Raw genomic sequence first — 22928 nt, forward strand, 5'->3', positions numbered from 1 at the left:
GAGCAGGGACGTGGCCGAGAGCATCACTGCGCAGCGGCGGTTTCCGGGCTGGGACAAGCCGGAGCAACTGGACCTGAGCAAAGCGGACTGGCAGTCGGGCAGTCATGGGGCGGGCGACGTTCAGATCGCGTTCGTCGAGGGATTCATCGCGATGCGCAATGCCACGGCCCCCGGCAGCCCGTCACTGATCTTCAACCCGGCCGAGTGGCGAGCCTTCGTCCTGAACGCGCGGGCCGGCGCCTTCGACCTGACCTGAGCCTGTTGAGCTCTTCGAGTCGGCCCGATGGTCGGCCACGAGGTACGGCAGACCGGGAACCATCATCAGCAGGGGCACCCACAGCGGCAGTTCGATTAGCGGATCGTCGCCGGTCAGCCAGGCCGTGAGGAAGGCGGCGGAGAGCCCGGTCAGCAGCTGGACGAGCAACAGCTTCCTGAACCCGAGGCTCCCTCGCCGCGTCTCCCAGGTGACCACGACCATCGCGAGCACGGCGCAGAGGATGAGGCGGCTCGGGATGACGGGCCGCTCGTACGACCAGTGCAGCAGGTGGGAGAGCAGCAGCATCGGGGCGAAGACGCACGGGATCAGCGCCACCATGCGCAGAGCCCGCTGACGCAGCGGCTTGCGCGCCCGCGCCCACGCGGCGGCGAAGGACTTCACGTCCTGGCCGACGACATCCTTCGCGCCGCGCCCGGCCGCCGCGGCGTCGTCCAGGTGCGCGGAGAGCTCGTCGAGCATCTCGCGTACGGAGACGTCGTCGATGCCTCGGAACTCCCAGTTGCTCCTGCATATGGCCAGTACGTGCTCACGCGTCATGGTGTGTTTCCCCCGGGTCGTGGTTCAAGGTCCGCCCGACCGCTTCGGAGAAGCGCCGCCAGGCGGAGCGGCCGACGGTCAGTTCGGCCCGCCCCTCGTCGGTCAGCCGGTAGTACTTGCGCGGCGCGCCGCCGGTGGCCGAAGGGGCGCGGAAAGTTTCCACGAGACCCGCTCGTTCCATCCGGGCGAGCAGCGGATAGATGCTGCCCTCACTGACCAGGTCGAGCCCGCTCGCGGCCAGCGCTTCGACGAACTCGAAGCCGTAACGCGGCCGCTCTGCGATCAGCGCCAGCAGGCACAGGTCGAGCACGCCACGAAGCAGCTGACTGCGCCGCTGGTCACCTGCGGCGGCGGGCGGCTTCTCTGTCATGCGGTACAAGATAGTCGCCGCTACCTTGCGCCGCAAGACACTGCCGTGCCCCGACGCCGGAAGGGCCCCCGGGCCACGTACCATGGCGGCATGTCCTTCCTCCGCCGCCGCCCCTCCGCCACGCCCGCGGGCCCGGAATTCGATGTCCTGGCCATGGATCCGGGCGACTGGCCGGGCAACCTCGGAGCGGGCCTGCTGCCCGCGCCCGACGGCAGCTGCCAGGGTGTTTTCCTGCGCTACGACCTGTTCGGCGGCCGGGGCCCCGCGATGATCATCGGCAACCTGCCGGAGGGCTCGCCCGCCAGGGAGCTCGAGGAGGGCCAGGTGCCCTTCGAGGTGGCGCAGCTGCTCCTGGCGCTCGAGAACGACGAGCCCGTCGAGGTGACCGGCAGCGAGGACATGCCGGTCATGCAGGGTGACAATCTGTTGATCGTGCGCCGTATCAAACTCTCCGAAACCCGCATCTCCTGCGTACAGTTCGACCGCAGCGACAATGTGCTCGTCACCATCGCCAGCTGGGACCGGCCGATCACCGACGACCTGTACGCGCTGCTGAAGCCCTTGCCCGCGGAGCTGTTCCAGCAGGGCTGAGGACCCTGTGAGGCGAGGAGTGGTTGTGGGAGATGTGGCAGTCGGGGCACCGGACACGCAGCAAGCCCGGCATTCGAAAGTGAAGAAGCAGCGCCCCTTCTGGAAAGAGTTCCCGCTTCTCGTGGGGATCGCGCTGCTGCTGGCGCTGCTGATCAAGACGTTCCTGCTGCAGGCCTTCTCCATCCCCTCGGACTCCATGCAGAACACCCTTCTCAAGGGTGACCGCGTCCTCGTCGACAAGCTGACCCCGTGGTTCGGTTCCGAGCCGCAGCGCGGTGAGGTCGTTGTCTTCCACGACCCGGGCGAGTGGCTGAAGAATGAGCCGATCCCGCGGACGAACGTCGTCCAGGACGCGCTCAGCTTCATCGGGCTGATGCCGTCCGCCGAGGAGAAGGACCTGATCAAGCGGGTCGTCGGAGTCGGCGGCGACACGGTGGAGTGCGAGGGCACGGGCCCGCTGAAGGTCAACGGCAAGGCACTCGACGAGCCGTACGTCTTCCCGGGGAACACGGCGTGCAGCACGGACGACGGCGGCCAGTTCAAGGTCACGGTGCCCGCCGGTCACATCTGGGTGATGGGCGACCACCGGCAGGCCTCCGGCGACTCCCGCTACCACCAGCACGAGCCCGGCGCCGGCATGGTGCCGGTGGACGACGTGGTGGGGCGCGCGGTCGTGGTCGCCTGGCCGCTCGGCCGGCTGGACAACCTGCCGGTGCCCGCCACCTTCGGTCAGACGGGCATCGACGCGCGACCCTGACCGCGCCCTCAGTCTTCCGGCGCCGCCGGTGAACAGGCCGTACACAGCGGCCTGTTCACCGGCGGCAGGCCGGTCGGAGCTACGCGTGCGCCGCGGCCGGCCTGCCCAGCAGGGTGACGATCTGCGCGGCCGAAGTCCCCACCCCCGTAGGGCCGCTCAGCTGCCACGTGGCGCCGCTCGTGCCGCCGGTGCCGCCCCGCAGGTCCTCGTCGCGATAACGGACGCACTCCCGGTGCCAGTTCAGGATTCCGGCCATCCAGTCCTGAAGCTCACGCACGTACCCGTCGAGTACGTCGCGTGCCTCGGCGTTCAGCGCGAAGTCGTCGTAAAGGATGGGCAGTTCGACCTTGATGACATGCTGGAACTGCTCCATCCGGCCCTTCATCAGCTCGTGCACCATGTCGACGCCGGTCGGATAGTCGACCCCGAAGAAGTTCTGCACGACCAGGACGGCGTTGTGCACCTCGCCCTCGTACTCGATCTCCTTCTGGTACGAGAAAAAGTCGTTCAACAGCATGGCGTAGTCGACGGCGGAGTTCTCCAGCGAGCGGATGGGGCCGCTCCGGTAGATCTCGTCGGGCACCCGGTCCCCGTGCGACAGCCGGCACAGCCGCATCGTCATGTCCGCGCCGAAGGTGAACCGCCGCATCTCGATGTAGTCCACCGGGTCGGGAATGCGGTGCAGCGCCTGGTTGGCCAGCTCCCACTCCCAGCTCGCGATCATGTCCTCGACCGCCTTGCGGAACGTACGCCGCGAAGCCTCGTCCATCGGCCCCGCCGTCCGCTCCCACAGGTCGGCCAGCCCCCGCTCCATCGGGTCGGACGGCTCCGGCGCGGGCTCCCCGTCCAGCGGCATGAAGAGCCTCAGCCGCTCGTTGGCCGCGTGGGCCCCGGCCAGGTCGCGGGTGCGCCCGTAGATCACGGGGTACAGGTCGTCCCCGTACGTTCCCCAGGTCAGCCAGTTCGACGACAGATCCAGTTCCTCCGGCGTCGCTTCCGGGTGCAGGCCCGCCGAGCAGAGCGGCAGGTCGAAGTTGCGCGCCCGCCGCTCGTCCCAGATCTGAGACGCCGGCCGCCCCGGCACCGGCTCCAGCATGGCCATCCGCCGCGCCCAGGCGATGTTCCGCTCCCGCGCGCCCGGCAGGTGCGGACTGAGCTGAAGCGCGTACGGAAAGTCCAGATCAGGAACGATGGACGGACCGACGTGCTGGTACGGCACATGGGTGTGCCGACGCGGGCGCGCCGCCTCGGCCCGCGCGGTGAAGTGGATCGTCGCCGCCGCCATGCCCCAGCCGCTCTCGCCGGGCGCGGCCGGCGCGGCCGCCCTGGCCGCCGCCCCGCCGCCGTTCATGTACCGGCTGGATCGCATGTGCCACTCGTGCCCGCCCGACTGCCAGTCCTGCAGCCCCTTCGCGTACGCCAGTACGGCGGCGGTCTCGGCGGGGCTCAGGCCCTTCTCGGCGCAGAGCGGCCCGACTTCGGTGAGCGCGGTGTTCTCGAACTGCTGGAGCCGTGACGTCAGCAGATCGTTGACGGCCTCGGCCGCCTCCTGCGTCGTACACCCCAGAAAATGCTCAAGTACCAGCACGCCATTGCTGTTCTCCTTCTCGTCCTCGACCTCGCGCTGGTACGAGAAGAGGTCGTTGCGCAGGTGTACGGCGTCCGAGAAGGCGTCGCGCAGCACGCCTAGCGCCCGCGAGTGGGCCACCGACGCCGGGACCTCGGCGTTCGACGCGAACTCGACGATCCCCGCCGACTAGGAACGCCGCCGACCTTCCGGCGCATCTCGATGTACTCGACAGGGTTGGCGATCCGCCCCTCGTCCATGTTGGAGAGTTCCCACAGGGATTCGTTGAGCAGATTCCTGGTCGATTCGGCGAACCGTTTCCGCCACGCGCCCGTCATGCTGGGCACGGTCCGCGCCCACAGGTCGGCGAGCCCCGCCTCGACCGGATTCTCCGGCTCCGGAGTGCCGTCCGCCAGATCCATCGGTATGAAGGCCGGCAGCCGGTCGAGGTAGCGTTTCCCGCCCTCGCGGTCCAGGGTCCGCTTGAAGGTCTCCAGGAAGTGGTCGTCGAAGAAGAAGACCCACACGTACCAGTCGGTGACCAGCGCCAGCACTTCGGACGAGCAGTCGGGATGGGTGTACGCACAGAGCAGCGCGTAGTCATGGGCTTCCAGGTCGCGCTCCTCCCAGATGCCGGAGCCCTCCAGCATCTCCATCCGGCGTGCCCACTCCCTCGTGTGCCGACGTGCCTCGTCGACATGGGGATTGAGCCGCGCCGGATACGGAACGTAGAAGTCCGGCAGTGTGAAGGGCTGCTGTGCCATGTACGTCGGGCCTTTCCAGGACGTCCGCGACCCACCGTGGGCGCGGACAGGTCAATTCCGCCCAGCCCTACCCGTCGCCGCTGTCCCCCATTCGCCACACCGACTAGTCATACAAAAGGCCGCCACCGCCCCTCGTGGCCGATGGCGCCCCTCTCCTGCCGTGACCCGCTACGAGGCGAGTACGCGCACGTCAGAGGCCTTCACATAGGCCACCCGGTGCCCGAACTGGATCTCGTAGTACGCCTCCTTGCCGCGTATCACCCGGTGCCCGGTAGTTTCGAACGTCGGAGCGAACAAGTACTCGCCCGGTACACGGTCGCCCACCACATAGCGCTGGCCCGCGAGCAGCTTGTACGGCAGCGGCGACACCGCCTGCACCGGTACGGACGTCCCCGCGTACGCCGCCGCCTCCGGGTAGGCCCGCCCGTACACCGGAACGTCGGAGGCCCCGTCCTTCGGCGTCAGCAGCAGACCGCGGGAATTCACGGCGGTCGGCTGCGTGCCGGGATTGTGGAACCACGCCCGCTGCCCCAGATACCAGATCGCGGTCCAGTCACCCCTGCGCTCGGCGACGGCGTACTGCTGACCGGTCGACGCGCGGGCGCCGGTGTCATTGACGCCGGTCGTCGAGTCCTGGCCGCCGGGCCGCAGCCCGATGTCCTTCACCAGCGGAGCGTCGGCGGCGGGCGCGGTGTGCAGCCGGACGGCGCCCGAGCCGTGCGGGGCACACGGCTGGCCGGCCTTCACACAACCGGTGTACGGGGGCTGGTGCTTGGCGTACTCCGGCCGGATGGTCACCACACCGCTGTTCGGACCCGCCGAGGGGGTGAAGGGCCTGCCGAGCAGTTGGAAGTAGTGCGCCCAGTCCCAGTACGGACCGGGGTCGGTGTGCATCCCGCGGATGTTCGCGGTGGTCGTTCCCGGCACGTTGTCGTGGCCCAGGATGTGCTGCCGGTCGAGCGGGATGCCGTACCGCTTCGCCAGGTACCTCACCAGCCGCGCCGACGTCCGGTACATCGCCTCGGTGTACCAGGCGTCCGGCGACGTCAGAAAACCCTCGTGCTCCAGACCCACGGACTTGGAGTTGATGTACCAGTTGCCCGCGTGCCAGGCCACGTCCTTGAGCGGCACGTGCTGCGCGATGTGCCCGTCCGACGAACGCAGCGAGTACTGCCAGGACACGTACCGCGGGTTCTGGACCAGCTTCAGCGTCGTGTCCCAGGTGGCCTCGGTGTCGTGGACGATGATGTAGTCGATGCCCTGGCTCGCGGGCCGGTCGGCCTTGTCGTGGTTGCCGTAGTCGCCGTCCCCGAACTCCTCGTACGGCGCGGGAATCCACTCGCACGCCACCGTCTTCGGACACTCGCTGAGCCCGGCGTCGGCGGTCCGCAGCCCAAGGTCCGCGACCTGTGTACGGTCGGGTACGAGCCCCGGGTCGGCGACCAGCGCGACCTGCTGACCGCTGTCGGTCATGCGCCGCTCGCCCGCCCCGATCACGTCGAACACCTCATTGGCGTACGTCGTCGCGGTCGCCGTGTCGTCGGCCCCCGAGAAGCGGGCGACCGCCCCGTACCAGTCGGCCGGATCCGCGCTGAGCGGCTGCCCGAGCTGCTTCTGCGCGGCGGCCAGCAGCGCCGCCCCGCCCCGGATGTTCGCGGCAGGGCTCTGCCGCAGCTCCGCGTCCGGCAGCCCGGTGAGGGCGGCGGCCCGCTCCAAGGTCTTGAGCCGGGCAGGGAGTTCGGACGCTGTCGGCAGCTGGACCTCGCCACCCGTCCGCACCGCGCGCGAGTCGTCACCGCGCGGATCCTCGTCCAAGTCCGTGTGGTGCGGCGCTTCTTCGCGCGCGACGTGGAGCGCGGCATCGGCGTCGGTGAGGTGCATCGGGCCGTAGCCGCCGGTCACACTCGGCGCGCCGGCGTGCGAGTCCCAGCGGGACTGTAAGTACGACACGCCGAGCAACACGCTCTGCGGCACTCCGTACTGTGCGGCGGCAGCGGCGAAGTCGCGCTGCAACGCGCCGGACGCGGGCTGCTCCGCGGTGGCGGAAGGGCCGGCCGACAGGAGCGGCAGAACGAGCGCGGCGGACGCCACGAAGCCCCCTGCCTGCCAGGCACGTCTGCGTGCGACGCGCATGGACCGTGACGTGACGGATCCTTGCAATGCGGCCTCCAGGGACGAGTGGTACGCGAAGGGCCTGCGGGCTGGGACTCGCCTACAGGCGTATCGGGTCCCGGACGATCCGTCAATGAGCGCGGGCAGCAGCCGATTTCGCACGTCAGCCCGGTGTGGCGGAGTTTCGCAGCGACGGCGTACGGGCCTGCGACGCGTCAGTGGTGTGAACCAATAACCGCGTTCAGGCCCCCGCGCCCGCGGCCGGCGCGCACCGACTTCAGGGCGAGCAGCAGCACGCCGATGTCGTCGAGGTACATCGGGTCGGGCATCAGATCCGTCGGCAGGACGAGGTAGGCGACAGCGGCCCAGAAGACCCAGGGACGGTCTTCCGGAACTCCCGCCGCTCGCAGACTCCGGCGGGCCCGGACCAGCCGTACGAGCACGAAGACCGCCACGGCGAGCGTCGCCACCACCAGAAACACGGCGACGGCGAGCAGGATCCAGGCTTCGGTGCTCATGAGACCTCCGGGCGGCTCGCGTAGGGCACACTCTCTCGCACTCTCACCGTCTGCCCGTACGCGGGGCGGTTCAGGCACCGGACGACGGCACATCGCGCGTACGGGCCCATGTCAGCAGGTCGTCCATGGCCCAGGTGTTCACGACACGCTCGGGAGGCACCCCGCACTCCTCGGCCCTTGCGCACCCGTAGATCTGCCAGTCGAGCTGTCCGGGCGCGTGCGCGTCGGTGTCGACGGAGAACAGCACGCCCGCGTCGACGGCTTGCCGCAGCAGCCGCCGGGGCGGATCCAGGCGCTCGGGCCGGCAGTTGATCTCCACGGCCGTGCCCGACGCGGCGCACGCGGCGAAGACCTCGTCCGCGTCGAACTGCGACTCGGGCCGCCCGCGACCGGTCAGCAGCCGGCCGGTGCAGTGACCGAGGACGTCCGCGTGCGGGTTGCTGACGGCGGCGACCATACGGCGGGTCATGGCGGCGGCGTCCATCCGCAGTTTGGAGTGCACGGACACGACCACGATGTCGAGCTGGTCCAGCAGCTCGGGTTCCTGGTCGAGCGAGCCGTCGAGGAGGATGTCGCACTCAATGCCGGTGAGGAGCCGGAACGGCGCCCAGCGCTCGTTGAGCCCGGCCACCACTTCCAGCTGTTCGCGCAGCCGCTCGGAAGACAGCCCGCTCGCGACCGTCAGGGTGGGGGAGTGGTCGGTGAGGACCGCCCACTCGTGCCCCAGCGCCGCGGCGGTCCGTCCCATCTCCTCGATAGGGCTTCCGCCGTCCGACCAGTCGGAGTGCAGATGGCAGTCGCCGCGCAGCAGCGCGCGCAGCTGCTCGCCACCCTCGGTCCGAGGTCCCCCGCTCTCCTCCTCCAGCCGCTTCAGATAGGCGGGCATCCCGCCGGCCAGCGTCTCGCGCACCACCTGCGCGGTCTTGGGCCCGAGGCCTTTGAGGGTTTCGAGCGACCCCGCGGCCGCTCGGCCTTCCGCCTCCCCCTCGGGGAGGGCGGCGACGGTGGCGGCGGCGGTGCGGAACGCGCGTACGCGGTAGGTGGGTGCCTGGGACCGTTCCAGCAGGAACGCGATCCGTTCCAGCGCCTCGACGGGATCCATCGGCACCTCTCGTACGTACCCGGGCAGCAGGGGTGTCCAGCTTCCCCCGGCCTTTACCGGCGCGCACGTCCGGCTACGGCGGACGGCTTCACCCCATCCCCCTACGGCAGCCCCATTCCCGGCACCCGCTCAGCCACCGGCACGGGCCCCGGCGGCGTACCGTCCCCGAACGGCCGACCGCCCAGCGCCTCCCGGTCGTGCGGGCTCAGCCACCCCGAGAGCTCCGGCCCCAGCGGCACGATCCCGGTCGGATTGATGCCCGTGTGCACCCGGTAGTAGTGCTGCTTGATGTGGTCGAAGTCGACCGTGTCCCCGAACCCGGGCGTCTGGTAGAGATCACGCGCGTACGCCCACAGCACCGGGTTCTCGGCCAGCTTCCACTGATTGCACTTGAAGTGTCCGTGGTAGACCGCGTCGAAGCGCACCAGCGTCGTGAAGAGCCGGATGTCCGCCTCCGTGATGCTGTCGCCGACGAGATACCGGCGGTCCGCGAGCCGCCGCGACACCAGTTCGAGCCGGCGGAACACGTCCCGGCAGGCGTCCTCGTACTCCTCCTGCTTCGTCGCGAAGCCCGCCCGGTACACCCCGTTGTTGACGTCCCGGTAGACGCCTTCCACGACCTCGTCGATCTCCCCGCGCAGCGGCTCCGGATAGAGGTCGGGCGCACCGGGCCGGTGCAGCGCCTTCCACTCGGTGGCGAAATCAAGCGTGATCCGCTGGTAGTCGTTGGTCACCAGCTTCCCGCTCGGTACGTCCACGATCGCGGGCACGCTGACCCCACCCGGGTACTCCGTCTCCCGCGCGTCGTAGGCCTCGCTCAGGTACCGGATGCCGAGTACGGGATCGCGGCCGCCGGAGTCGAGAGTGAACCGCCAGCTGCGGTCGTCCTGGATCGGATCGGCCACGGCCAGCGAGATGGCGTCCTCCAGGCCGAGCAGCCGCCGCGAGATCACCGCGCGGCTCGCCCAGGGACACGCGCGGCTCACCACGAGCCGGTAGCGGCCCGCCTCGACGGGCCAGCCGTCCTTGCCGTCGGCGGTGATGCGGTTCGCGAAGTGGCTCTTCGACCGCGTGAAGGACTTCTTCCCGTACGCGGCGTTGCCGTCCGTGCTCATCGTGACTTTCCTTCCCGGTCGGGTAGTGCGAGCCTTCCCCCTCAGCGCCCGATCCCCCTGCTCCGGCATCGCAGACGGGTGACACCGCCATTGTGCCGCCGGTCACCCCGCCACCGCGTTCCCCCGCCACCACGCTCAGGACGCCGCCCCCAAGCCGCCGGCCCACCCGGCTGACGATCACTGGGTGGGCCAGTGGGTTCCCCCTCTTCAATCAGCGGGTGCCGACCGCCGCGCGCACCGCCCGCCGGGCCATCCCACAGTCGTCGTGCAGCCGCCGCAGCAACAACCGCTGCTCCTCGCCGGTCGGCAGCGCACCCGCCGGCGCCTGCCCCGCCGCCCCGCTCACCGGAGCGGCCTCGCGCATGGTGCGCTGGACAGCGGTCTCGTACGTACGGATCTCCCGCGTCAGTACGAGCATCAGGTTCACCAGGAACGCGTCCCGCGCCGCGGTGCCCGGTGCCTGCGCCAGCTGGCTGATCTGCCGCCGCGCCGCCGGGGCGTCGCCCAGCACCGCCCACAGCGTCGCCAGGTCGTACCCGGGCAGGTACCAGCCCGCGTGCTCCCAGTCGACCAGGACGGGCCCGGCCGGCGACAGCAGGATGTTGGAGAGCAGCGCGTCGCCGTGACAGAACTGCCCCATGCTCTGCCGCCCGCCGGCCGCGTGCGCGACCCCGTGCAGCAGCTTCTGCAGATCCCCCAGATCGCGGTCCGTGAGCAGACCCAGTGCGTGGTACCGGGAGATCCGCGAGGCGTAGTCGAGGGGCGCGTCGAAGGTTCCGGGCGGCGGCCGCCACGAGTTGACCCGCGTGATCGCACCGAGGACCGCTCGCAGATCGGCACGCGGCGGAGCCTCGGCCGGATGCCGCGTGAGAGCCGCGACCCGGCCCGGCATCCGCTCGATCACCAGAGTGCAGTTGTCCGGATCCGCGGCGATCAGCCGGGGTGCGCGCACCGGTGGACGGTGCCGGACGAACGCGCGATAGGCAGCTATTTCGTGCCGGAACCGCTCCGCCCACGCGGGGGAGTGGTCCAGTAAGCACTTCGCGACCGCGGTCGCGCGGCCTGTGGTGCCGACGAGCAGTACGGACCGTCCGCTGCGGCGCAGTACCTGCACCGGATTGAACTCCGGGCAGATCCGGTGCACCGAAGCGATCGCCATCCGCAGCTGCGCGCCCTGAGGGCCGGACAAGTCGAGTCTCCCGCTGAGCGGTTGAGTGCCCAGCCCCGCCGCCGCGCGCCGGGCCCGGCCCGCGCCGAGTGACGCTCCGCCGGCGTGGTTGGGGTCGAGATACGGTCCGCTGCCCGTCGCCACTGGACGGTACGGCCGAGGCGGGGCGGACACGGAGGACGATGCTGTGTACATGGGACAGATCCCTTCGCGCGCCGACGAGTTACGTGCGCCACCCGCCCCGGCAACCGGGCAACACCCTGGGGAGTACCGGCCGGTCGCCGGAACGGGGTGGCGCTTTCTTACCTGACACCCGCCCGCGGGTGGCACACCATCTGGCGGACCCTGGCGAACCCTGGCGAATATCCCCGACGCATCTGACACGGGGTTACTGTCGAAATCAGCCGAGAACCTGGGGGCTTGACGTGACCGGAGAACCCAACACCCGCCTGGCAGACCTGTTCGGCCTCGCCGGCTGGTCCAAGGGCGAACTCGCGAGACTGGTGAACCGGCAGGCGGCGGCCATGGGCCATGCGCAGCTGGCGACCGACACCTCGCGCGTACGACGCTGGATCGACATGGGGGAAGCCCCGCGCGATCCGGTGCCCAAAGTGCTGGCAGCTCTGTTCACCGAGCGACTCGGCCGTGTCGTGACCATCGAGGACCTCGGGTTCGACCGGCACGGGCGCACGGGGAAACGGCGGGACGTCAGGAACGCAGAGAATCCCGACGGCCTTCCGTGGGCGCCCGAACGGACGGCAGCGGTCCTCACCGAATTCACGGGAATGGACCTCATGCTCAACCGACGCGGCTTGGTGGGCGCGGGCGCCGCGCTCGCCACAGGCTCCGTACTCAGCAGCGCCATGCACGACTGGCTGCACACCGACCCCGCTCTGACGTCCGACGCTCCACGCCTCGACGATCCCCTGCACGCCGACCCCGCTGGGTACGACCGCTATGAGGCCGCCCCCATCGGGTCGCAGGAGATCGAAGAGCTCGAGCGTTCCGTCGAAGTGTTCCGCGCCTGGGACGCCGCCCGTGGCGGCGGGCTCCAGCGCAAGGCGGTAGTGGGCCAGCTCAACGAAGTGGGCGGCATGCTCGCCTACCATCACCCCGACCATCTCCAGCGCCGCCTGTGGGGCGTCGCCGCCAACCTGGCGGTTCTCGCCGGCTGGATGTCGCACGACGTCGGCCTCGAACCCACCGCCCAGAAGTACTTCGTCATCGCCGCCCACGCGGCCCGTGAGGGTGGCGACCGTCCTCGCGCGGGCGAAGCTCTCTCCCGGGCGGCCCGCCAGATGGTGCACCTCGGAAAGCCCGACGACGCCCTCGACCTGATGAAGCTCGCCAAGTCCGGATCCGGCGACGAGATGCTGCCCCGCACCCGCGCCATGCTGCACACCATCGAGGCCTGGGCACAGGCCGCCCTGGGCCGCGGCCAGGCCATGCGGCGCACGCTGGGTGAGGCGGAGGAACTGTTCGTATCGGACAAGGGCGATGTCCCGCCGCCGAGCTGGATGCAGATGTTCGACGAGGCGGACATGCACGGGATGCAGGCCCTCGCCTTCCGTACGCTCGCGGAGCACGACCCCTCGGCGGCGATCACGGCCCAGCGGCACGCCAAGCAGGCGCTCGATCTCCGGGCGGGCGGCAGGCAGCGGTCGAAGATCTTCGACTACCTCTCGCTGGCCTCCGCATGCTTCATCGCGGACGACCCGGAACAGGCCGACCGCTACGCACGCCTCGCACTGGTGTCGATGGGGGAGACCTCCTCGCACCGCACGTGGGACCGGCTGCGCCAGATGTACCGGCTCACCGGCGAGTACGCGGGCTACCCGAAGATCGAGGACCTCCGCGAGGAGATCCAGCTGGCACTGCCGGTGAAGAAGACGAACAGGAGCACCACCATCTAGACCGGCTGCCCCGTACGACAACTACGCCCGACTACTCCCCACTCATACGCCTAAGCCGCGATCCGGGCGATCAGCAGGCACGCGTCGTTCTGACGCTCCGCCTCGCCGAACTCCTCCACGGTCAGCCGCACGCACTCCTGCGCGCTTCGGGCCTCGGCGAAGCGCGGCGCGAGGTCCAGCAGCCTGGAGGGGCCCGCGTCGTCGGTGGCGCTGCGGCGCGAGATCCCGTCGGTGTGCAGCACCAGCAGGTCGCCGGGGCGAAGCCGCACTTCGGCCTGCTCGTACGCGGCACCGGATGTCGCCCCGAGCAGGACGCCCTGGGGCGGCGTCAGCGAGCGCCCCGTCCCGTCGCGGAACAGCAGCGGGGCGGGGTGACCCGCCTGCGCCCAGGTCAGCAGCCGGCCGACCGGGTCGTAACGGCAGCACATCGCGCTGCCGAGCGCGGGCTGGGCCGAGGCTTCCAGCAGCTGGTTGAGGTGCCCCATGAGCACTCCGGGTGCGATGCCGGCCACGGCCATCCCGCGCAGCGCGCCGACCAGCATGGCCATGCCGGAGGTGGCGGCGACCCCGTGGCCGGTCAGGTCGCCGACGGTCAGCAGCGTCTGGCCGTCGGGCAGTTCCAGGGCGTCGTACCAGTCCCCGCCGATCATCGCGCTCGACGCGGACGGCAGGTAGTGGGCGGCGAGATCGAGCGCGGCGGGCCCGCCGTGCGGGAGCCGCAGGGAACCGTGCCGCGGCGGCAGCACGGATTCCTGCAGCTCGACCGCGATCCGGTGCTCGGTCCGCGCGATGTGCTGTTGCCGCTGGAGCGAGTCACGGGTCTCGCGTACGACCCGCTGGCTGCGGCGCAGCTCGCTGACGTCGCGCAGTACCGCCCACATCGAGGCGGTGCAGCCGTCGGAGTCGAGCACCGGCTCACCCATCATGTGAAGGGTCCGTACGACGCCGTCGGTGCGCACGATGCGGAACTCGCCGTCGATCGGCTTCCCGTCGACCAGGCAGTCCGTGACCATCGAGGCGAGGAAGCCCTGGTCCTCGGCGAACAGCATGGACGGCAGCTCGTCCAGGGTCAGTGGCCCGCTCTCGGGCGGACGGCCGAAGATCTCGTACAGCTCGTCCGACCAGTGCGCCTCGTCGGTCAGCAGGTTCCACTCGGCGCTGCCGACCCGGCTGAGTAATGACGTGCCGCTCGCGGGGGCCGGGGGCGGGCTGGCGGGTGCCGGCTCGGGCTCGGCGGGCAATCCGGCCTTGAGCTGCCCCAAGTGGGCGCCCAAATCATCGAGTTGATGGACCGCCAGGTCGCAGATAGCTCGCTGCCAGCGCCCCTGCGGGTCCTCGTCGTCCACCGCGACCGTGTCCCGGCGCACCGCTGCCACATCGACGCGCAGCCGACGGGTCTGCGAAATCAGTGCGTCGACGACCTCGCCGCCAGAGCCCCGCTCGGGAGGCTGTGGCGCAGGACGGTCCGCGAAGAGATGGGACGGCATGTCGTACTCCGATACAGGCGCGGCCAGGCCAGGTCTGATGGATGGACCAGATACGACTGTGGCACAGCCGGGAAAGGCCCGTAAGGGATTTGGCAACACTCGATACGGTGGTGCTTCTGGCATATGCCAGAAGCCTCCCTGGAGGTGGCCGGATACGCTCCACGGGATGCCGGATGCACGAGAAGTCGTCCGGGATGTCAGGATAGAACCATGACGATCAAGGCTTACTTCGACATCAGCATCAACGACAAGCCCGAGGGGCGCATCACCTTCAACCTGTTCGACGACGTGGTTCCCAAGACGGTGGAGAACTTCCGCGCGCTGGCCACGGGCGAGAAGGGCTTCGGCTACGCCGGGTCCTCCTTCCACCGCATCATCCCCGCCTTCATGCTCCAGGGCGGCGACTTCACCAGGGGCGACGGCACCGGCGGCAAGAGCATCTACGGTGAGAAGTTCGAGGACGAGAACTTCAAGCTGACGCACAACAAGCCGGGCCTGCTGTCGATGGCCAACGCCGGCAAGAACACCAACGGCTCCCAGTTCTTCATCACCACCGTGGTGACGCCGTGGCTGGACGGCAAGCACGTCGTGTTCGGCGAGGTCGCCGACCAGGCCAGCATGGACCTCGTCAAGAAGATCGAGAGCTTCGGCACGTCCGGCGGCAAGCCGAAGGCCAAGGTCACCATCTCGGAGTCCGGCGTCATCTGAGCGCCTCCCGCTCCCTGAGCCTGTGACCCTGAGCGCGCCGGCCGACGCCACTCGCCGGCCGGCGCTCCCACTTTTGGCCCTGTTCGGATGTGTTGCCTCCGTTTTGCGCGGGAACGCGCAGTGCGTAGGTACGTACGTCTCGATCAGAGAGCAGGGATCGGAATGTCGAATCCGCAGCAGCCTGAACAGCGGCGCAGCGACAAGGGCGGCGCCACCTCGCAGGACAGCGCCGAACTGAAGGCGTCGCAGGCCGACCAGGCGGGGAAGCGCGGCAGCAAGCAGGCCCACGGGACCGACAAGGGGAACAAGGGCGGCGGAGAGGGCGGCGGGACACCGCCGGACCAGCGCGCCGACCACCCGTGACTTGACAACCGTGACCGGGGCTAGCCCTGGGTCCTGCGTACGCACTCGGTGACCACACCCCGCAGGCCGCCGTTGCGGTGCAGGAGATCGCGCTGGACCAGCGCGCCGTTCCCGCTCTTCAGAAGCGCCGCGAGACCTTCCTGAGCGGCAGCCGCGTCACCGCTGTCCTCCAGCGCGTCCCGGACATGAGCGAACAGCGCCCGCACCACCGCTTCGGCCGGTGCGGGACGCATCGTGACCGGATGGATCAGCTCCGCCTCCAGGCCTGACCGCCCGGCTCGCCACGCGGCCAGCCGCAGCAGCACCACGGCATGCTGTGCGGGCGGCTCGCCCGCCCGCCACTGGCGGGCCGCCGTCTCGACCAGGCCGCGGACCAGCGTGGCCAGCAGCACCGTCGTGGAGGGATCCAGACAGACGTCGGCGACCCGTACCTCGACGGTCGGGTAGTGGTGCGAGAGCCGGGCGTCGAAGTACACCATTCCCTTGTCCCGCAGCGCACCCGTGCCCAGCATGGCGCTGACCTGCTCGTGGTACCGGTCCGCGCTGCCGAAGATCTCCACCGGGCCCGACGACGGCCACCGGCCCCACACCCGGCTGCGATAACTGCTGTACCCGGTGTCCTTGCCCTGCCAGAAGGGGGAGTTCGCGCTCATCGCGAGCAGCACGGACAGCCACGGCCGGATGCGGTCCAGGACGGCGACACCCTCCTCGTCGGAGTCCACCGACACATGGACATGGCAGCCGCACGTCAGCTGCTCCTGCGTCGTCAGTCCGAACTGCTCCTCCAGCCACCGGTAGCGCTCGCCGTTTCCGACGGCCGGACTGGCCGGGAGCGGAGACGTCGCCAGCGCGGCAACGGCCGCGCCCAGATCCCGCGCATGGCGCGCCGCCTCGGCCCGCCAGCGGACGATCTCCTCCGCGAGATCTCCCATCGCGGTGTGCGGCCGGGTGGCGATCTCCAGCATCTGCCGTTGCAGCTCAGCCTCGAAGACCGGGGGCTCACAGCCGCCCTCCCGGGACACGGCTGCCAGTACCGCTGCCGACAGCGCCCGCGGCTCGCCGGTCCGCGCATCCACCAGGAGGAGCTCCTCCTCCACTCCGACACTACGCACGACGACTGCCTCTCCGCGTTGCGGTTTCTTTGCCTCTGCCCCGCGTCAGGGTCTTAATGCCGCGAACTCACCGGCTCGCGAGAGGTACCGCCCGACGGATGCCCCGGCTAGGAGGCCCGGGCCTTGCGCCGCCCGCGTCTGCCGCTCAGGGCCTTGATGAGCTCTTCGCGCGTCATGGAGGAACGGCCGGGCACATCGGCATCCGCGGCGCGCTGGTAGAGCTCCGCCTTGGTCAGAGATTCGAGCGACGAAGCCTTCTTCCCGGCCTTGGGCTCGGGCTTCGCCGCACCGCCGGTCCGGCGTTTTCCGGCGGCGTCCGTGATCCGGGCGACGGCGGCGTCGCCGGTGGCCGACTTGCCCTTGCCCTTGCCCCGGTCCTTGGGGCTCCTGGCCTGGTCGACGCTGGCCCGCAGTGCCTCCATGAGGTCGACCACGTTCGTGGCCTCGGCCGGGGGCTCCGCCTTCTCGACCGACTCGCCGGCGCGCTTGGCCTCGATGAGCTTCGTCACCTGTTCCTGGAAGGTGTCGTGGAACTCCTCGGGCCTCCACTCCATGCTGAGCGTCTCGATGAGCTGCTCGGCCATTTTCAGCTCGCGGCTCGTGACGTCGGCGTTTTCGGGCAGGGTGCCGATTTCCTCGCGCGGATCCCGGATCTCGTCGGCCCAGTGCAGGGTGTGCAGCGTCAAGAGGCCGCCTTGGGCCTTCACGGCAACCAGGTACTGACGATTTCGCATCACGAACGTGGCGATCCCGGCTTTGTCAGCCTGCGCCAGAGCCCGCTCCAGCAGGGCGTAGATCTTCGCGTACTCCTTGCCCTTGGGAGCCAGGTAGTACGTCTTGTCGAAGAAGATCGACTCGACCTGCTCAAGGTCCACGAATCCGCTGATCTCCACCGCCTGGGAGCGGCCCGGAGCGATGTCCTCCAGCTCGCCGGGCTCGATGATTACGTACTCGTCCCCGGCGTCGTAGCCCTTGACGATCTCGTCCAGCGGGACCTCGTCGCCCGTGCGTTCGTTCACCCGCTTGTTGCGGACCCGGTCCGGCGTTCCGCGCTGAAGCTGATGGAAGTGGACGGTGTGGCTGTCCGTCGCGGTGAACATCTGTACCGGCAGGGACACCAAACCGAACGTCAGAGCACCACTCCACACCGGACGCGCCATGGCAGCCGCCACCTCCTTCTGCATCCATGGCACCCCCGCCCGCCGTGATCCGCATCCCGGGCCGATGGCGGCGGCGGGCTGCTTCACGGCGCGTCAGGCACCGGCGTCACTGGAGGGCGCGGACGGCCGCTGAGAAGACCGAAGGCATCCTGGCCGCCGCCGGTACGACCAGACGGGCGCCGGCCGCGTGAGCGCTCAGCCGTACGAGACCTTCGGTCAGCAGGCGGTGCCGCAGGGACAGCCGCCGCCAGTACCGCTCGTACGCCTGCGGCCGTCCGGCCCTCAGGCACCGCACGGCCGCTTCGGCCGACGCCAGCGCCAGCGCGACGCCCTCACCGGTCAGCGCGTCGGTGTAGCCCGCCGCGTCGCCCACGAGCACGACCCGGCCGGCGGTACGACGGCGAGCCCGCTGGCGCAACGGACCCGCGCCCCGCACCGGGCCGGCGGCGGGCCCGTCCAGGAGCCGGGAAAGCCGGGGGAAGTGGGCCAGGTGCGCGCCGAAGCCGCACCTCGCCGTACTCAGCACGGCCACTCCGACCAGGCCGTCGCCGACCGGTGTCACGTACGCCTCACCGAAGACCGACCAGTGCACCTCGACGAAGTCCGTCCACGGGCTGACCCGGAAATGCTGTCGCAGCCCGAAGCGCCGGGGCCGGCGGCTGGGCAGATCCAGGCCGAGCGAGCGGCGCAGCGGCGAGTGCAGGCCGTCCGCGGCCGCCAGCCAGCGTGCTCGCAGCCCTCCGGCGCTCACCGCGTCCGCACTCTGCTGCACCTCACCGACCCGGCCGCTGAGGACTACGACGCCGACTTCGGCGGCCCGCCGGGCCAGCGCCGCGTGCAGCTCCGTACGCCGCACACCGAGGCCCGAACCGTCGCTGAAGAGGGCCTGCGCCCGGTGCAGCCCGTCGACGTAACGGATACCGCGCAACGCGTGACCGCCGACCCGTACGCCCAGCCCTTCCAGGGCCCGCACGCCGCCGGGCATGATCCCCTCACCGCACGCCTTGTCCACCGGCGTGCCGCGCGGTTCGATCACCACGGCCTCCATACCGGCCGACGCCGCGTGGATGGCGGTGGCCAGCCCGGCCGGCCCGCCGCCCGCCACCAGCAGGTCGATCACAGTCCCGCCCCGGCGCCGCTGCCGGCCATGCGCCCCGGAGTGAGTCCGAGCGCCTCGTTCTCGCAGCGGATCCGTACGGTGAGCAGCGCCGCGTTCAGGGTGGTGAAGAGCAGGGCGGTCAGCCAGGCGCCGTGCACCAGGGGCAGAGCCAGCCCTTCGGCGACCACCGCGACGTAGTTGGGGTGACTCAGCCACCGGTACGGTCCGCCCGTCACCAGGGGCAGGCCCGGCACGACCAGTACGCGGGTGTTCCACCGCGGCCCCAGCGTACGGACGCACCACCAGCGCAGTGCCTGCGCGGCCACCACGACGGCGACCATGAAGCAGCCCAGCACCGGCTCGAACGGCCGCCCCGCCCACCGGACTTCCGTCACACAGCCGACCAGCAGCGCGGTGTGCAGGACGACCATCACCGGATAGTGCCGCCGCCCCGCCTCGACGGCGCCGCGGGCCAGGCTCCACCGTCCGTTGCGGCGGGCCACGACGAGTTCGGCGACGCGTTCCACGCCGACCGCCAGGACCAGCAAGGCGTACCAGAGCATGAATTCCTCTCCCTCGGCGACTACCAGGCGACTACCAGCGGAGCAGGACGAGTTCGGAGCAGAATCCCGGCCCCATGGCGAGCAGCAGTCCGGCGGTGCCCGCCGGCGGGCGGCGCTCGGCGAGGGTGTCGCGCAGGACGTGGAGCACCGAGGCCGACGAGAGGTTGCCCACGGCCGCCAGGGACCTCCAGGTGACATCGAGCGCGCCGACGGGCAGTTCGAGCGCGTCCTCGACCGCCTCGAGCACCTTCGGCCCGCCGGGATGACACACCCAGGCGGTGATGTCCTCGCGGCGCAGACCGTGACCGATCAGGAAATCGTCGACCTCCGCGGCGAGGTTCTTGCGTACGACGTCACAGACACTGGCGTCGAGTACGACGCGGAAGCCCGAGCCGGTGATGTCCCACCCGAGCACATGCTCGCTGTCCGGGTAGAGATGGCTGCGCGTGTCCACCACGGCCGGTCCGTGTGCGCCCGCCGACCGGCGGCCCCCGCACGCGACCACAGCCGCGGCGCCGTCCCCGAACAGCGCGGTGGCGACGAGGTTGGCCTGTGAGGCGTCGCTGCGCTGGAACGTGAGCGAGCACAGCTCCACGGACAGCAGCACGGCTACGTCGTCGGGGCGGCCCAGCAGGTAGTCGTGCAGGCGCGCGATACCGGCCGCGCCCGCGACGCAGCCCAGGCCGAAAACGGGGACGCGTTTGATGTCCGGGCGCAGCCCGAGCGGCCCCACGAGACGCGCGTCCACCGAAGGCGCGGCGATGCCGGTCACCGATGTGAACATCAGGAGGTCGACGTCGCGCGGGGAGAGCCCGGCCGTGTCGAGCGCCGCGCCCACGGTTTCGGCGCCGAGGCTCACCGCCCCCTCGATGAAGGCGTCGTTGACCGCGCCGAAGTCCTGTAGTCCCGCGTACGCGTCGAGGGGCAGCGCCGTATGGCGGGTGCGCACCTTCGCGCTGTCATGGAGCCGGTCGAGAACCCGGCGGTCGCTTCCCTCGGGCAGACACACCCCGGCGACCATGTCCGTGATCTCGCGTTGGGCGTGCCGGTGCGGAGCGAGAGCTCCGTGAACAGCTGCGATCCGGGTCATCTGGGTCCGAAGTCGGGTGGGGGACCTGCGGGGACCTTGCAATGAGTGCCCCGGCTCGCCATCGTCCTCACGCCATGTCGCTCGTCCGGCGGCGGTGTGCGCGGCTGTCTAGCATGGGCGCGTGGACGCTGACGTTGTCGCAGTGAGGCGTCGCCCGCCACGGGCGAGCGGGGCGAGCGGGCTTCTGAGGGCATGCCACCCCGTCCCGACCGTCGCGGTCAGTCTCCTGATGACCGCGCTGGCGGTGGCCTGCGGGCAGGACGCGGCCGGGTGCCTGCTGGTGGCCGCCGCGGTGCTGACGGGACAGCTGTCCGTCGGCTGGAGCAACGACGCCGTCGACGCCGCGCGTGACCGCGCCGTCGGGCGGCGTACCAAACCCGTGGTCGCCGGCTCGGTCGGCGTCGGCGCCGTGCGCGGGGCGGCGGTCACCGCCGTGGCCCTGTGCGTACCGCTGTCCCTCGCGTACGGACCACTCGCCGGTACGGTCCACCTCGTCGGGGTCGCCGCGGCCTGGGCGTACAACTTCGGCCTGAAGGCGACCGCACTGTCCTGGCTGCCGTACGCCGTCGGGTTCGCGGCGCTTCCCTCCTTCGTCTCGCTGGGGCTTGAGGGGCGGCCCTGGCCTCCCTGGTGGATCGTCGCCTCGGCCGCACTGCTCGGCGTCGGCGCGCATCTGGCCAATGTGCTCCCGGACATCGGCGACGACCTGGCCACCGGTGTACGCGGCTGGCCCCAGCGACTGGGACCCGCCCGGGCGCGCCTGCTGCTGCCGGTGCCGCTCGTGACGGCCACCGCGCTGCTGGCGTTCGCCCGCCCCGGTGCTCTCGATTCCGCCGGGGCGGTCGCTGTGTCGATCGCTCTCGTCCTGGCGGCCGGCGGCGCACTGCTGGGCCGCCGGCGCCCGAGGCTGCCGTTCCTCGCGGCGATCATCGTCGCGGCGGTCGATGTCGCGATGCTGCTCCGGCAGGGCGCGGCCGTCACCTGACGCGGCGCCCGTGTGCGTCCGTACGGGCGACGGGCGGCGCCGTCGGCGCAACAAGACGTGCTGGAAGGGCTATGGGGTGGGGATCCTGAATCACTCCCCCGAGGAAAGGTTCAGCGATGCTGGAGCGCAGCCGACGTAAGAAGCACACCGAGATCACCTTCGTCATCCCGGCAGGCCAAGCCTGCGGGCAGGTCAGCGTAGTCGGCGACTTCAACGACTGGCAGCCGGGAGCCCACCCCTTCACCGAACGGCCCGACGGCACGCGCTCCGTCACCGTCACGCTCCCCAAGGAACAGCGCTACGGCTTCCGCTACCTCGCCCACGGCGACTACTGGTTCAACGACGGCCACGCCGACGACCAGGACGGTCACAACAGCATCGTCCACACCTGACGACGCGCCGCTTCGGTGAGCGGTGAGTTCACCGACGGAGCCGACTGCGGATGGCATGGTTCAGGAACCGGAGTCACGACGGGGCTGCGGCTTGCGCGGCGTGGGCCGCGCCGAGGCATGGGATAGGGATTGAACTGATGGCAACAGGCACTGTGAAGTGGTTCAACGCCGACAAGGGCTTCGGCTTCATCGAGCAGGACGGCGGCGGCCCGGACGTGTTCGTCCACTACTCCGCGATCGAGGGCTCCGGCTTCAAGGAGCTCGCGGAGGGCGACAAGGTCCAGTTCGACATCACCCAGGGGCCCAAGGGGCCGCAGGCGGAGCGGGTCAACCGCACCTGAGGCGCGACTCGTCGCCCTGCCCCTGAAGCGTCGGCCCGGGGGCAGGGCCCGGGCGTGCCGGGTGCCGGACATGGCCTAGGGCCGTCCGGCATGGGGCAGACATAGACGGTGTGATCGAGGGGCCGAAGCCGCCGCAGTGGAATGGGACGCGCCACTGGCCGACGGGCCCGCCTGGTCGCCTGGTGCGGCTGACTGCCGGGATCGGCTCAATTTCGCCGCATAGCGGACCGTGGCGGCGCGGATTATGCTCGCGCCCGATGGTGAGCGGCCCGGCACCGGCAGAAGAGTGCCCGATCGAGCGGACCGGCTAACCGCGAAAGTACTGGGTACACGCTGCTCAGTACTGGGACCGATCGGGCGGCCCGATGGGCTGCCCTCAGGAGAAAGAAGTGCGGTAATGAGCGCTCAGCACCGTACGGCATCGATCGCCCGGACCCCTGTGCAACAGGCAGCGCTGCTGGTCGGCGTCCTCGGCTTCATCCCCGGGATCACCACCGACTACGACACGATGAAATTCGCCGAGCACGGCTCCGGGGCCAAACTGCTCGGCGTCTTCCAGGTGTCGGTACTGCACAACATCGTGCACCTGCTGTTCGGCATCGCCGGTGTGGCCATGGCCCGCGCCCCGCTCACCGCCCGTAACTTCCTCATCGGCGGTGGTGTCATCTACCTCGCGCTGTGGCTGTACGGCCTGTTCATCGACCACGACAGTTCGGCCAACTTCGTACCGCTCAACACGGCCGACAACTGGCTCCACTTCGCTCTGGGCCTGGCCATGATCGCCCTCGGCGTCCTGCTCACCCGCCGCCCCCGAGCCGGCGCGGGCCGCTAACCGGG

At 70.4% G+C, this 22928-nt stretch carries 23 protein-coding genes and 1 pseudogene; 10 read left to right on the top strand and 14 right to left on the bottom strand.

What is annotated here, in order from left to right:
* Positions 1–10 precede the first annotated feature (10 nt).
* Positions 11–256, top strand: coding sequence for a DUF397 domain-containing protein (locus J7E96_RS20965; RefSeq protein WP_215133194.1), 246 nt, complete (start codon positions 11–13; stop codon positions 254–256).
* Here the strand turns inward: J7E96_RS20965 and J7E96_RS20970 are convergent.
* Together J7E96_RS20970 and J7E96_RS20975 are read right to left on the bottom strand one after the other, a co-directional pair.
* A complete protein-coding gene (locus J7E96_RS20970) occupies positions 182–814 on the bottom strand; it encodes a hypothetical protein (protein ID WP_215133195.1) in 633 nt (210 codons plus the stop codon). The two genes, J7E96_RS20965 and J7E96_RS20970, sit on opposite strands and share 75 nt — an antisense overlap.
* A complete protein-coding gene (locus J7E96_RS20975) occupies positions 804–1184 on the bottom strand; it encodes a PadR family transcriptional regulator (RefSeq protein WP_215133196.1) in 381 nt (126 codons plus the stop codon). Before J7E96_RS20975 ends, J7E96_RS20970 begins: the two co-directional genes overlap by 11 nt.
* A gap of 90 nt (positions 1185–1274) precedes the next feature.
* On the opposite strand from J7E96_RS20975, the gene J7E96_RS20980 reads away from it, so the two are divergent.
* The gene (locus tag J7E96_RS20980) at positions 1275–1775 is read left to right on the top strand and encodes a hypothetical protein (RefSeq protein WP_215133197.1); all 501 of its coding nucleotides are present in this window, start codon (positions 1275–1277) and stop codon (positions 1773–1775) included.
* Positions 1776–1809: 34 nt separating this feature from the next.
* Positions 1810–2532: a signal peptidase I gene (gene lepB / locus J7E96_RS20985; protein ID WP_308296067.1), complete on the top strand. Its 723-nt coding sequence runs from the start codon at positions 1810–1812 to the stop codon at positions 2530–2532.
* Positions 2533–2611: 79 nt separating this feature from the next.
* Here the strand turns inward: lepB and J7E96_RS20990 are convergent.
* The 6 genes and pseudogenes from J7E96_RS20990 to J7E96_RS21015 all read right to left on the bottom strand — a co-directional run bounded on the left by J7E96_RS20990 (position 2612) and on the right by J7E96_RS21015 (position 11073).
* Positions 2612–4863 (bottom strand): annotated as a pseudogene (locus tag J7E96_RS20990) (germacradienol/geosmin synthase).
* 168 nt (positions 4864–5031) lie between these two features.
* A complete protein-coding gene (locus tag J7E96_RS20995; protein WP_215133199.1) occupies positions 5032–6996 on the bottom strand; it encodes an N-acetylmuramoyl-L-alanine amidase in 1965 nt (654 codons plus the stop codon).
* A gap of 194 nt (positions 6997–7190) precedes the next feature.
* Positions 7191–7493 carry a YkvA family protein gene (locus J7E96_RS21000; protein WP_215133200.1) on the bottom strand — a complete coding sequence of 101 codons (303 nt, stop codon included), beginning with the start codon at positions 7491–7493 and terminating at the stop codon, positions 7191–7193.
* A 70-nt stretch (positions 7494–7563) separates the two neighbouring features.
* Positions 7564–8595 carry a PHP domain-containing protein gene (locus J7E96_RS21005; RefSeq protein WP_215133201.1) on the bottom strand — a complete coding sequence of 344 codons (1032 nt, stop codon included), beginning with the start codon at positions 8593–8595 and terminating at the stop codon, positions 7564–7566.
* 101 nt (positions 8596–8696) lie between these two features.
* Positions 8697–9710 carry a glutathione S-transferase family protein gene (locus J7E96_RS21010; RefSeq protein WP_215133202.1) on the bottom strand — a complete coding sequence of 338 codons (1014 nt, stop codon included), beginning with the start codon at positions 9708–9710 and terminating at the stop codon, positions 8697–8699.
* 211 nt (positions 9711–9921) lie between these two features.
* Complete coding sequence (locus J7E96_RS21015; RefSeq protein ID WP_215133203.1) at positions 9922–11073, bottom strand: aminoglycoside phosphotransferase family protein; 1152 nt, start codon at positions 11071–11073, stop codon at positions 9922–9924.
* 230 nt (positions 11074–11303) lie between these two features.
* Between J7E96_RS21015 and J7E96_RS21020 the strand changes: the two genes are divergently transcribed.
* A complete protein-coding gene (locus J7E96_RS21020) occupies positions 11304–12791 on the top strand; it encodes a hypothetical protein (protein WP_215133204.1) in 1488 nt (495 codons plus the stop codon).
* A gap of 50 nt (positions 12792–12841) precedes the next feature.
* Here the strand turns inward: J7E96_RS21020 and J7E96_RS21025 are convergent, their stop codons facing one another.
* The gene (locus tag J7E96_RS21025) at positions 12842–14278 is read right to left on the bottom strand and encodes a PP2C family protein-serine/threonine phosphatase (RefSeq protein WP_215133205.1); all 1437 of its coding nucleotides are present in this window, start codon (positions 14276–14278) and stop codon (positions 12842–12844) included.
* A gap of 210 nt (positions 14279–14488) precedes the next feature.
* On the opposite strand from J7E96_RS21025, the gene J7E96_RS21030 reads away from it, so the two are divergent.
* Positions 14489–14986, top strand: coding sequence for a peptidylprolyl isomerase (locus J7E96_RS21030; protein WP_215133206.1), 498 nt, complete (start codon positions 14489–14491; stop codon positions 14984–14986).
* 162 nt (positions 14987–15148) lie between these two features.
* Positions 15149–15349 carry a hypothetical protein gene (locus tag J7E96_RS21035; protein WP_215133207.1) on the top strand — a complete coding sequence of 67 codons (201 nt, stop codon included), beginning with the start codon at positions 15149–15151 and terminating at the stop codon, positions 15347–15349.
* A 20-nt stretch (positions 15350–15369) separates the two neighbouring features.
* Here J7E96_RS21035 and J7E96_RS21040 read toward each other — a convergent pair whose 3' ends face one another.
* The 5 genes from J7E96_RS21040 to J7E96_RS21060 all read right to left on the bottom strand — a co-directional run bounded on the left by J7E96_RS21040 (position 15370) and on the right by J7E96_RS21060 (position 20373).
* Positions 15370–16461: a glutamate--cysteine ligase gene (locus tag J7E96_RS21040; protein ID WP_215133208.1), complete on the bottom strand. Its 1092-nt coding sequence runs from the start codon at positions 16459–16461 to the stop codon at positions 15370–15372.
* Between the two features lie 107 nt (positions 16462–16568).
* Complete coding sequence (locus tag J7E96_RS21045) at positions 16569–17645, bottom strand: Ku protein (RefSeq protein WP_251070211.1); 1077 nt, start codon at positions 17643–17645, stop codon at positions 16569–16571.
* 82 nt (positions 17646–17727) lie between these two features.
* Positions 17728–18741, bottom strand: coding sequence for an NAD(P)/FAD-dependent oxidoreductase (locus tag J7E96_RS21050; protein ID WP_215133209.1), 1014 nt, complete (start codon positions 18739–18741; stop codon positions 17728–17730).
* Positions 18738–19283 (bottom strand): isoprenylcysteine carboxyl methyltransferase family protein, encoded by a 546-nt coding sequence (locus tag J7E96_RS21055; RefSeq protein WP_215133210.1) that lies wholly within the window; start codon positions 19281–19283, stop codon positions 18738–18740. Before J7E96_RS21055 ends, J7E96_RS21050 begins: the two co-directional genes overlap by 4 nt.
* 31 nt (positions 19284–19314) lie before the next feature.
* Entirely contained in the window at positions 19315–20373 is a 1059-nt protein-coding gene (locus J7E96_RS21060) for a type III polyketide synthase (protein ID WP_215133211.1), read from the bottom strand.
* 229 nt (positions 20374–20602) lie between these two features.
* Between J7E96_RS21060 and J7E96_RS21065 the strand changes: the two genes are divergently transcribed.
* From J7E96_RS21065 to J7E96_RS21080, 4 genes are all read left to right on the top strand, one after another.
* Positions 20603–21358 carry a UbiA family prenyltransferase gene (locus tag J7E96_RS21065; protein WP_215133212.1) on the top strand — a complete coding sequence of 252 codons (756 nt, stop codon included), beginning with the start codon at positions 20603–20605 and terminating at the stop codon, positions 21356–21358.
* 116 nt (positions 21359–21474) lie between these two features.
* A complete protein-coding gene (locus J7E96_RS21070; protein ID WP_215133213.1) occupies positions 21475–21750 on the top strand; it encodes an isoamylase early set domain-containing protein in 276 nt (91 codons plus the stop codon).
* 137 nt (positions 21751–21887) lie between these two features.
* Positions 21888–22091 (top strand): cold-shock protein, encoded by a 204-nt coding sequence (locus J7E96_RS21075; RefSeq protein ID WP_215133214.1) that lies wholly within the window; start codon positions 21888–21890, stop codon positions 22089–22091.
* Positions 22092–22488: 397 nt separating this feature from the next.
* Entirely contained in the window at positions 22489–22923 is a 435-nt protein-coding gene (locus tag J7E96_RS21080; protein ID WP_215133215.1) for a DUF4383 domain-containing protein, read from the top strand.
* Positions 22924–22928 lie beyond the last annotated feature (5 nt).

This window comes from Streptomyces sp. ISL-96 (genome assembly GCF_018614035.1).
GTDB lineage: Bacteria > Actinomycetota > Actinomycetes > Streptomycetales > Streptomycetaceae > Streptomyces.

Bases quoted from the DNA above. Each gene is read 5' to 3' on its own strand.
- J7E96_RS20970 (WP_215133195.1), bottom strand. From the start codon at position 814: ATGACGCGTGAGCACGTACTGGCCATATGCAGGAGCAACTGGGAGTTC.
- J7E96_RS20975 (WP_215133196.1), bottom strand. From the start codon at position 1,184: ATGACAGAGAAGCCGCCCGCCGCCGCAGGTGACCAGCGGCGCAGTCAG.
- J7E96_RS20980 (WP_215133197.1), top strand. From the start codon at position 1,275: ATGTCCTTCCTCCGCCGCCGCCCCTCCGCCACGCCCGCGGGCCCGGAA.
- J7E96_RS20995 (WP_215133199.1), bottom strand. From the start codon at position 6,996: ATGCGCGTCGCACGCAGACGTGCCTGGCAGGCAGGGGGCTTCGTGGCG.
- J7E96_RS21000 (WP_215133200.1), bottom strand. From the start codon at position 7,493: ATGAGCACCGAAGCCTGGATCCTGCTCGCCGTCGCCGTGTTTCTGGTG.
- J7E96_RS21005 (WP_215133201.1), bottom strand. From the start codon at position 8,595: ATGGATCCCGTCGAGGCGCTGGAACGGATCGCGTTCCTGCTGGAACGG.
- J7E96_RS21010 (WP_215133202.1), bottom strand. From the start codon at position 9,710: ATGAGCACGGACGGCAACGCCGCGTACGGGAAGAAGTCCTTCACGCGG.
- J7E96_RS21015 (WP_215133203.1), bottom strand. From the start codon at position 11,073: ATGTACACAGCATCGTCCTCCGTGTCCGCCCCGCCTCGGCCGTACCGT.
- J7E96_RS21025 (WP_215133205.1), bottom strand. From the start codon at position 14,278: ATGCCGTCCCATCTCTTCGCGGACCGTCCTGCGCCACAGCCTCCCGAG.
- J7E96_RS21030 (WP_215133206.1), top strand. From the start codon at position 14,489: ATGACGATCAAGGCTTACTTCGACATCAGCATCAACGACAAGCCCGAG.
- J7E96_RS21035 (WP_215133207.1), top strand. From the start codon at position 15,149: ATGTCGAATCCGCAGCAGCCTGAACAGCGGCGCAGCGACAAGGGCGGC.
- J7E96_RS21045 (WP_251070211.1), bottom strand. From the start codon at position 17,645: ATGCAGAAGGAGGTGGCGGCTGCCATGGCGCGTCCGGTGTGGAGTGGT.
- J7E96_RS21055 (WP_215133210.1), bottom strand. From the start codon at position 19,283: ATGCTCTGGTACGCCTTGCTGGTCCTGGCGGTCGGCGTGGAACGCGTC.
- J7E96_RS21060 (WP_215133211.1), bottom strand. From the start codon at position 20,373: ATGACCCGGATCGCAGCTGTTCACGGAGCTCTCGCTCCGCACCGGCAC.
- J7E96_RS21065 (WP_215133212.1), top strand. From the start codon at position 20,603: ATGACCGCGCTGGCGGTGGCCTGCGGGCAGGACGCGGCCGGGTGCCTG.
- J7E96_RS21070 (WP_215133213.1), top strand. From the start codon at position 21,475: ATGCTGGAGCGCAGCCGACGTAAGAAGCACACCGAGATCACCTTCGTC.
- J7E96_RS21075 (WP_215133214.1), top strand. From the start codon at position 21,888: ATGGCAACAGGCACTGTGAAGTGGTTCAACGCCGACAAGGGCTTCGGC.
- J7E96_RS21080 (WP_215133215.1), top strand. From the start codon at position 22,489: ATGAGCGCTCAGCACCGTACGGCATCGATCGCCCGGACCCCTGTGCAA.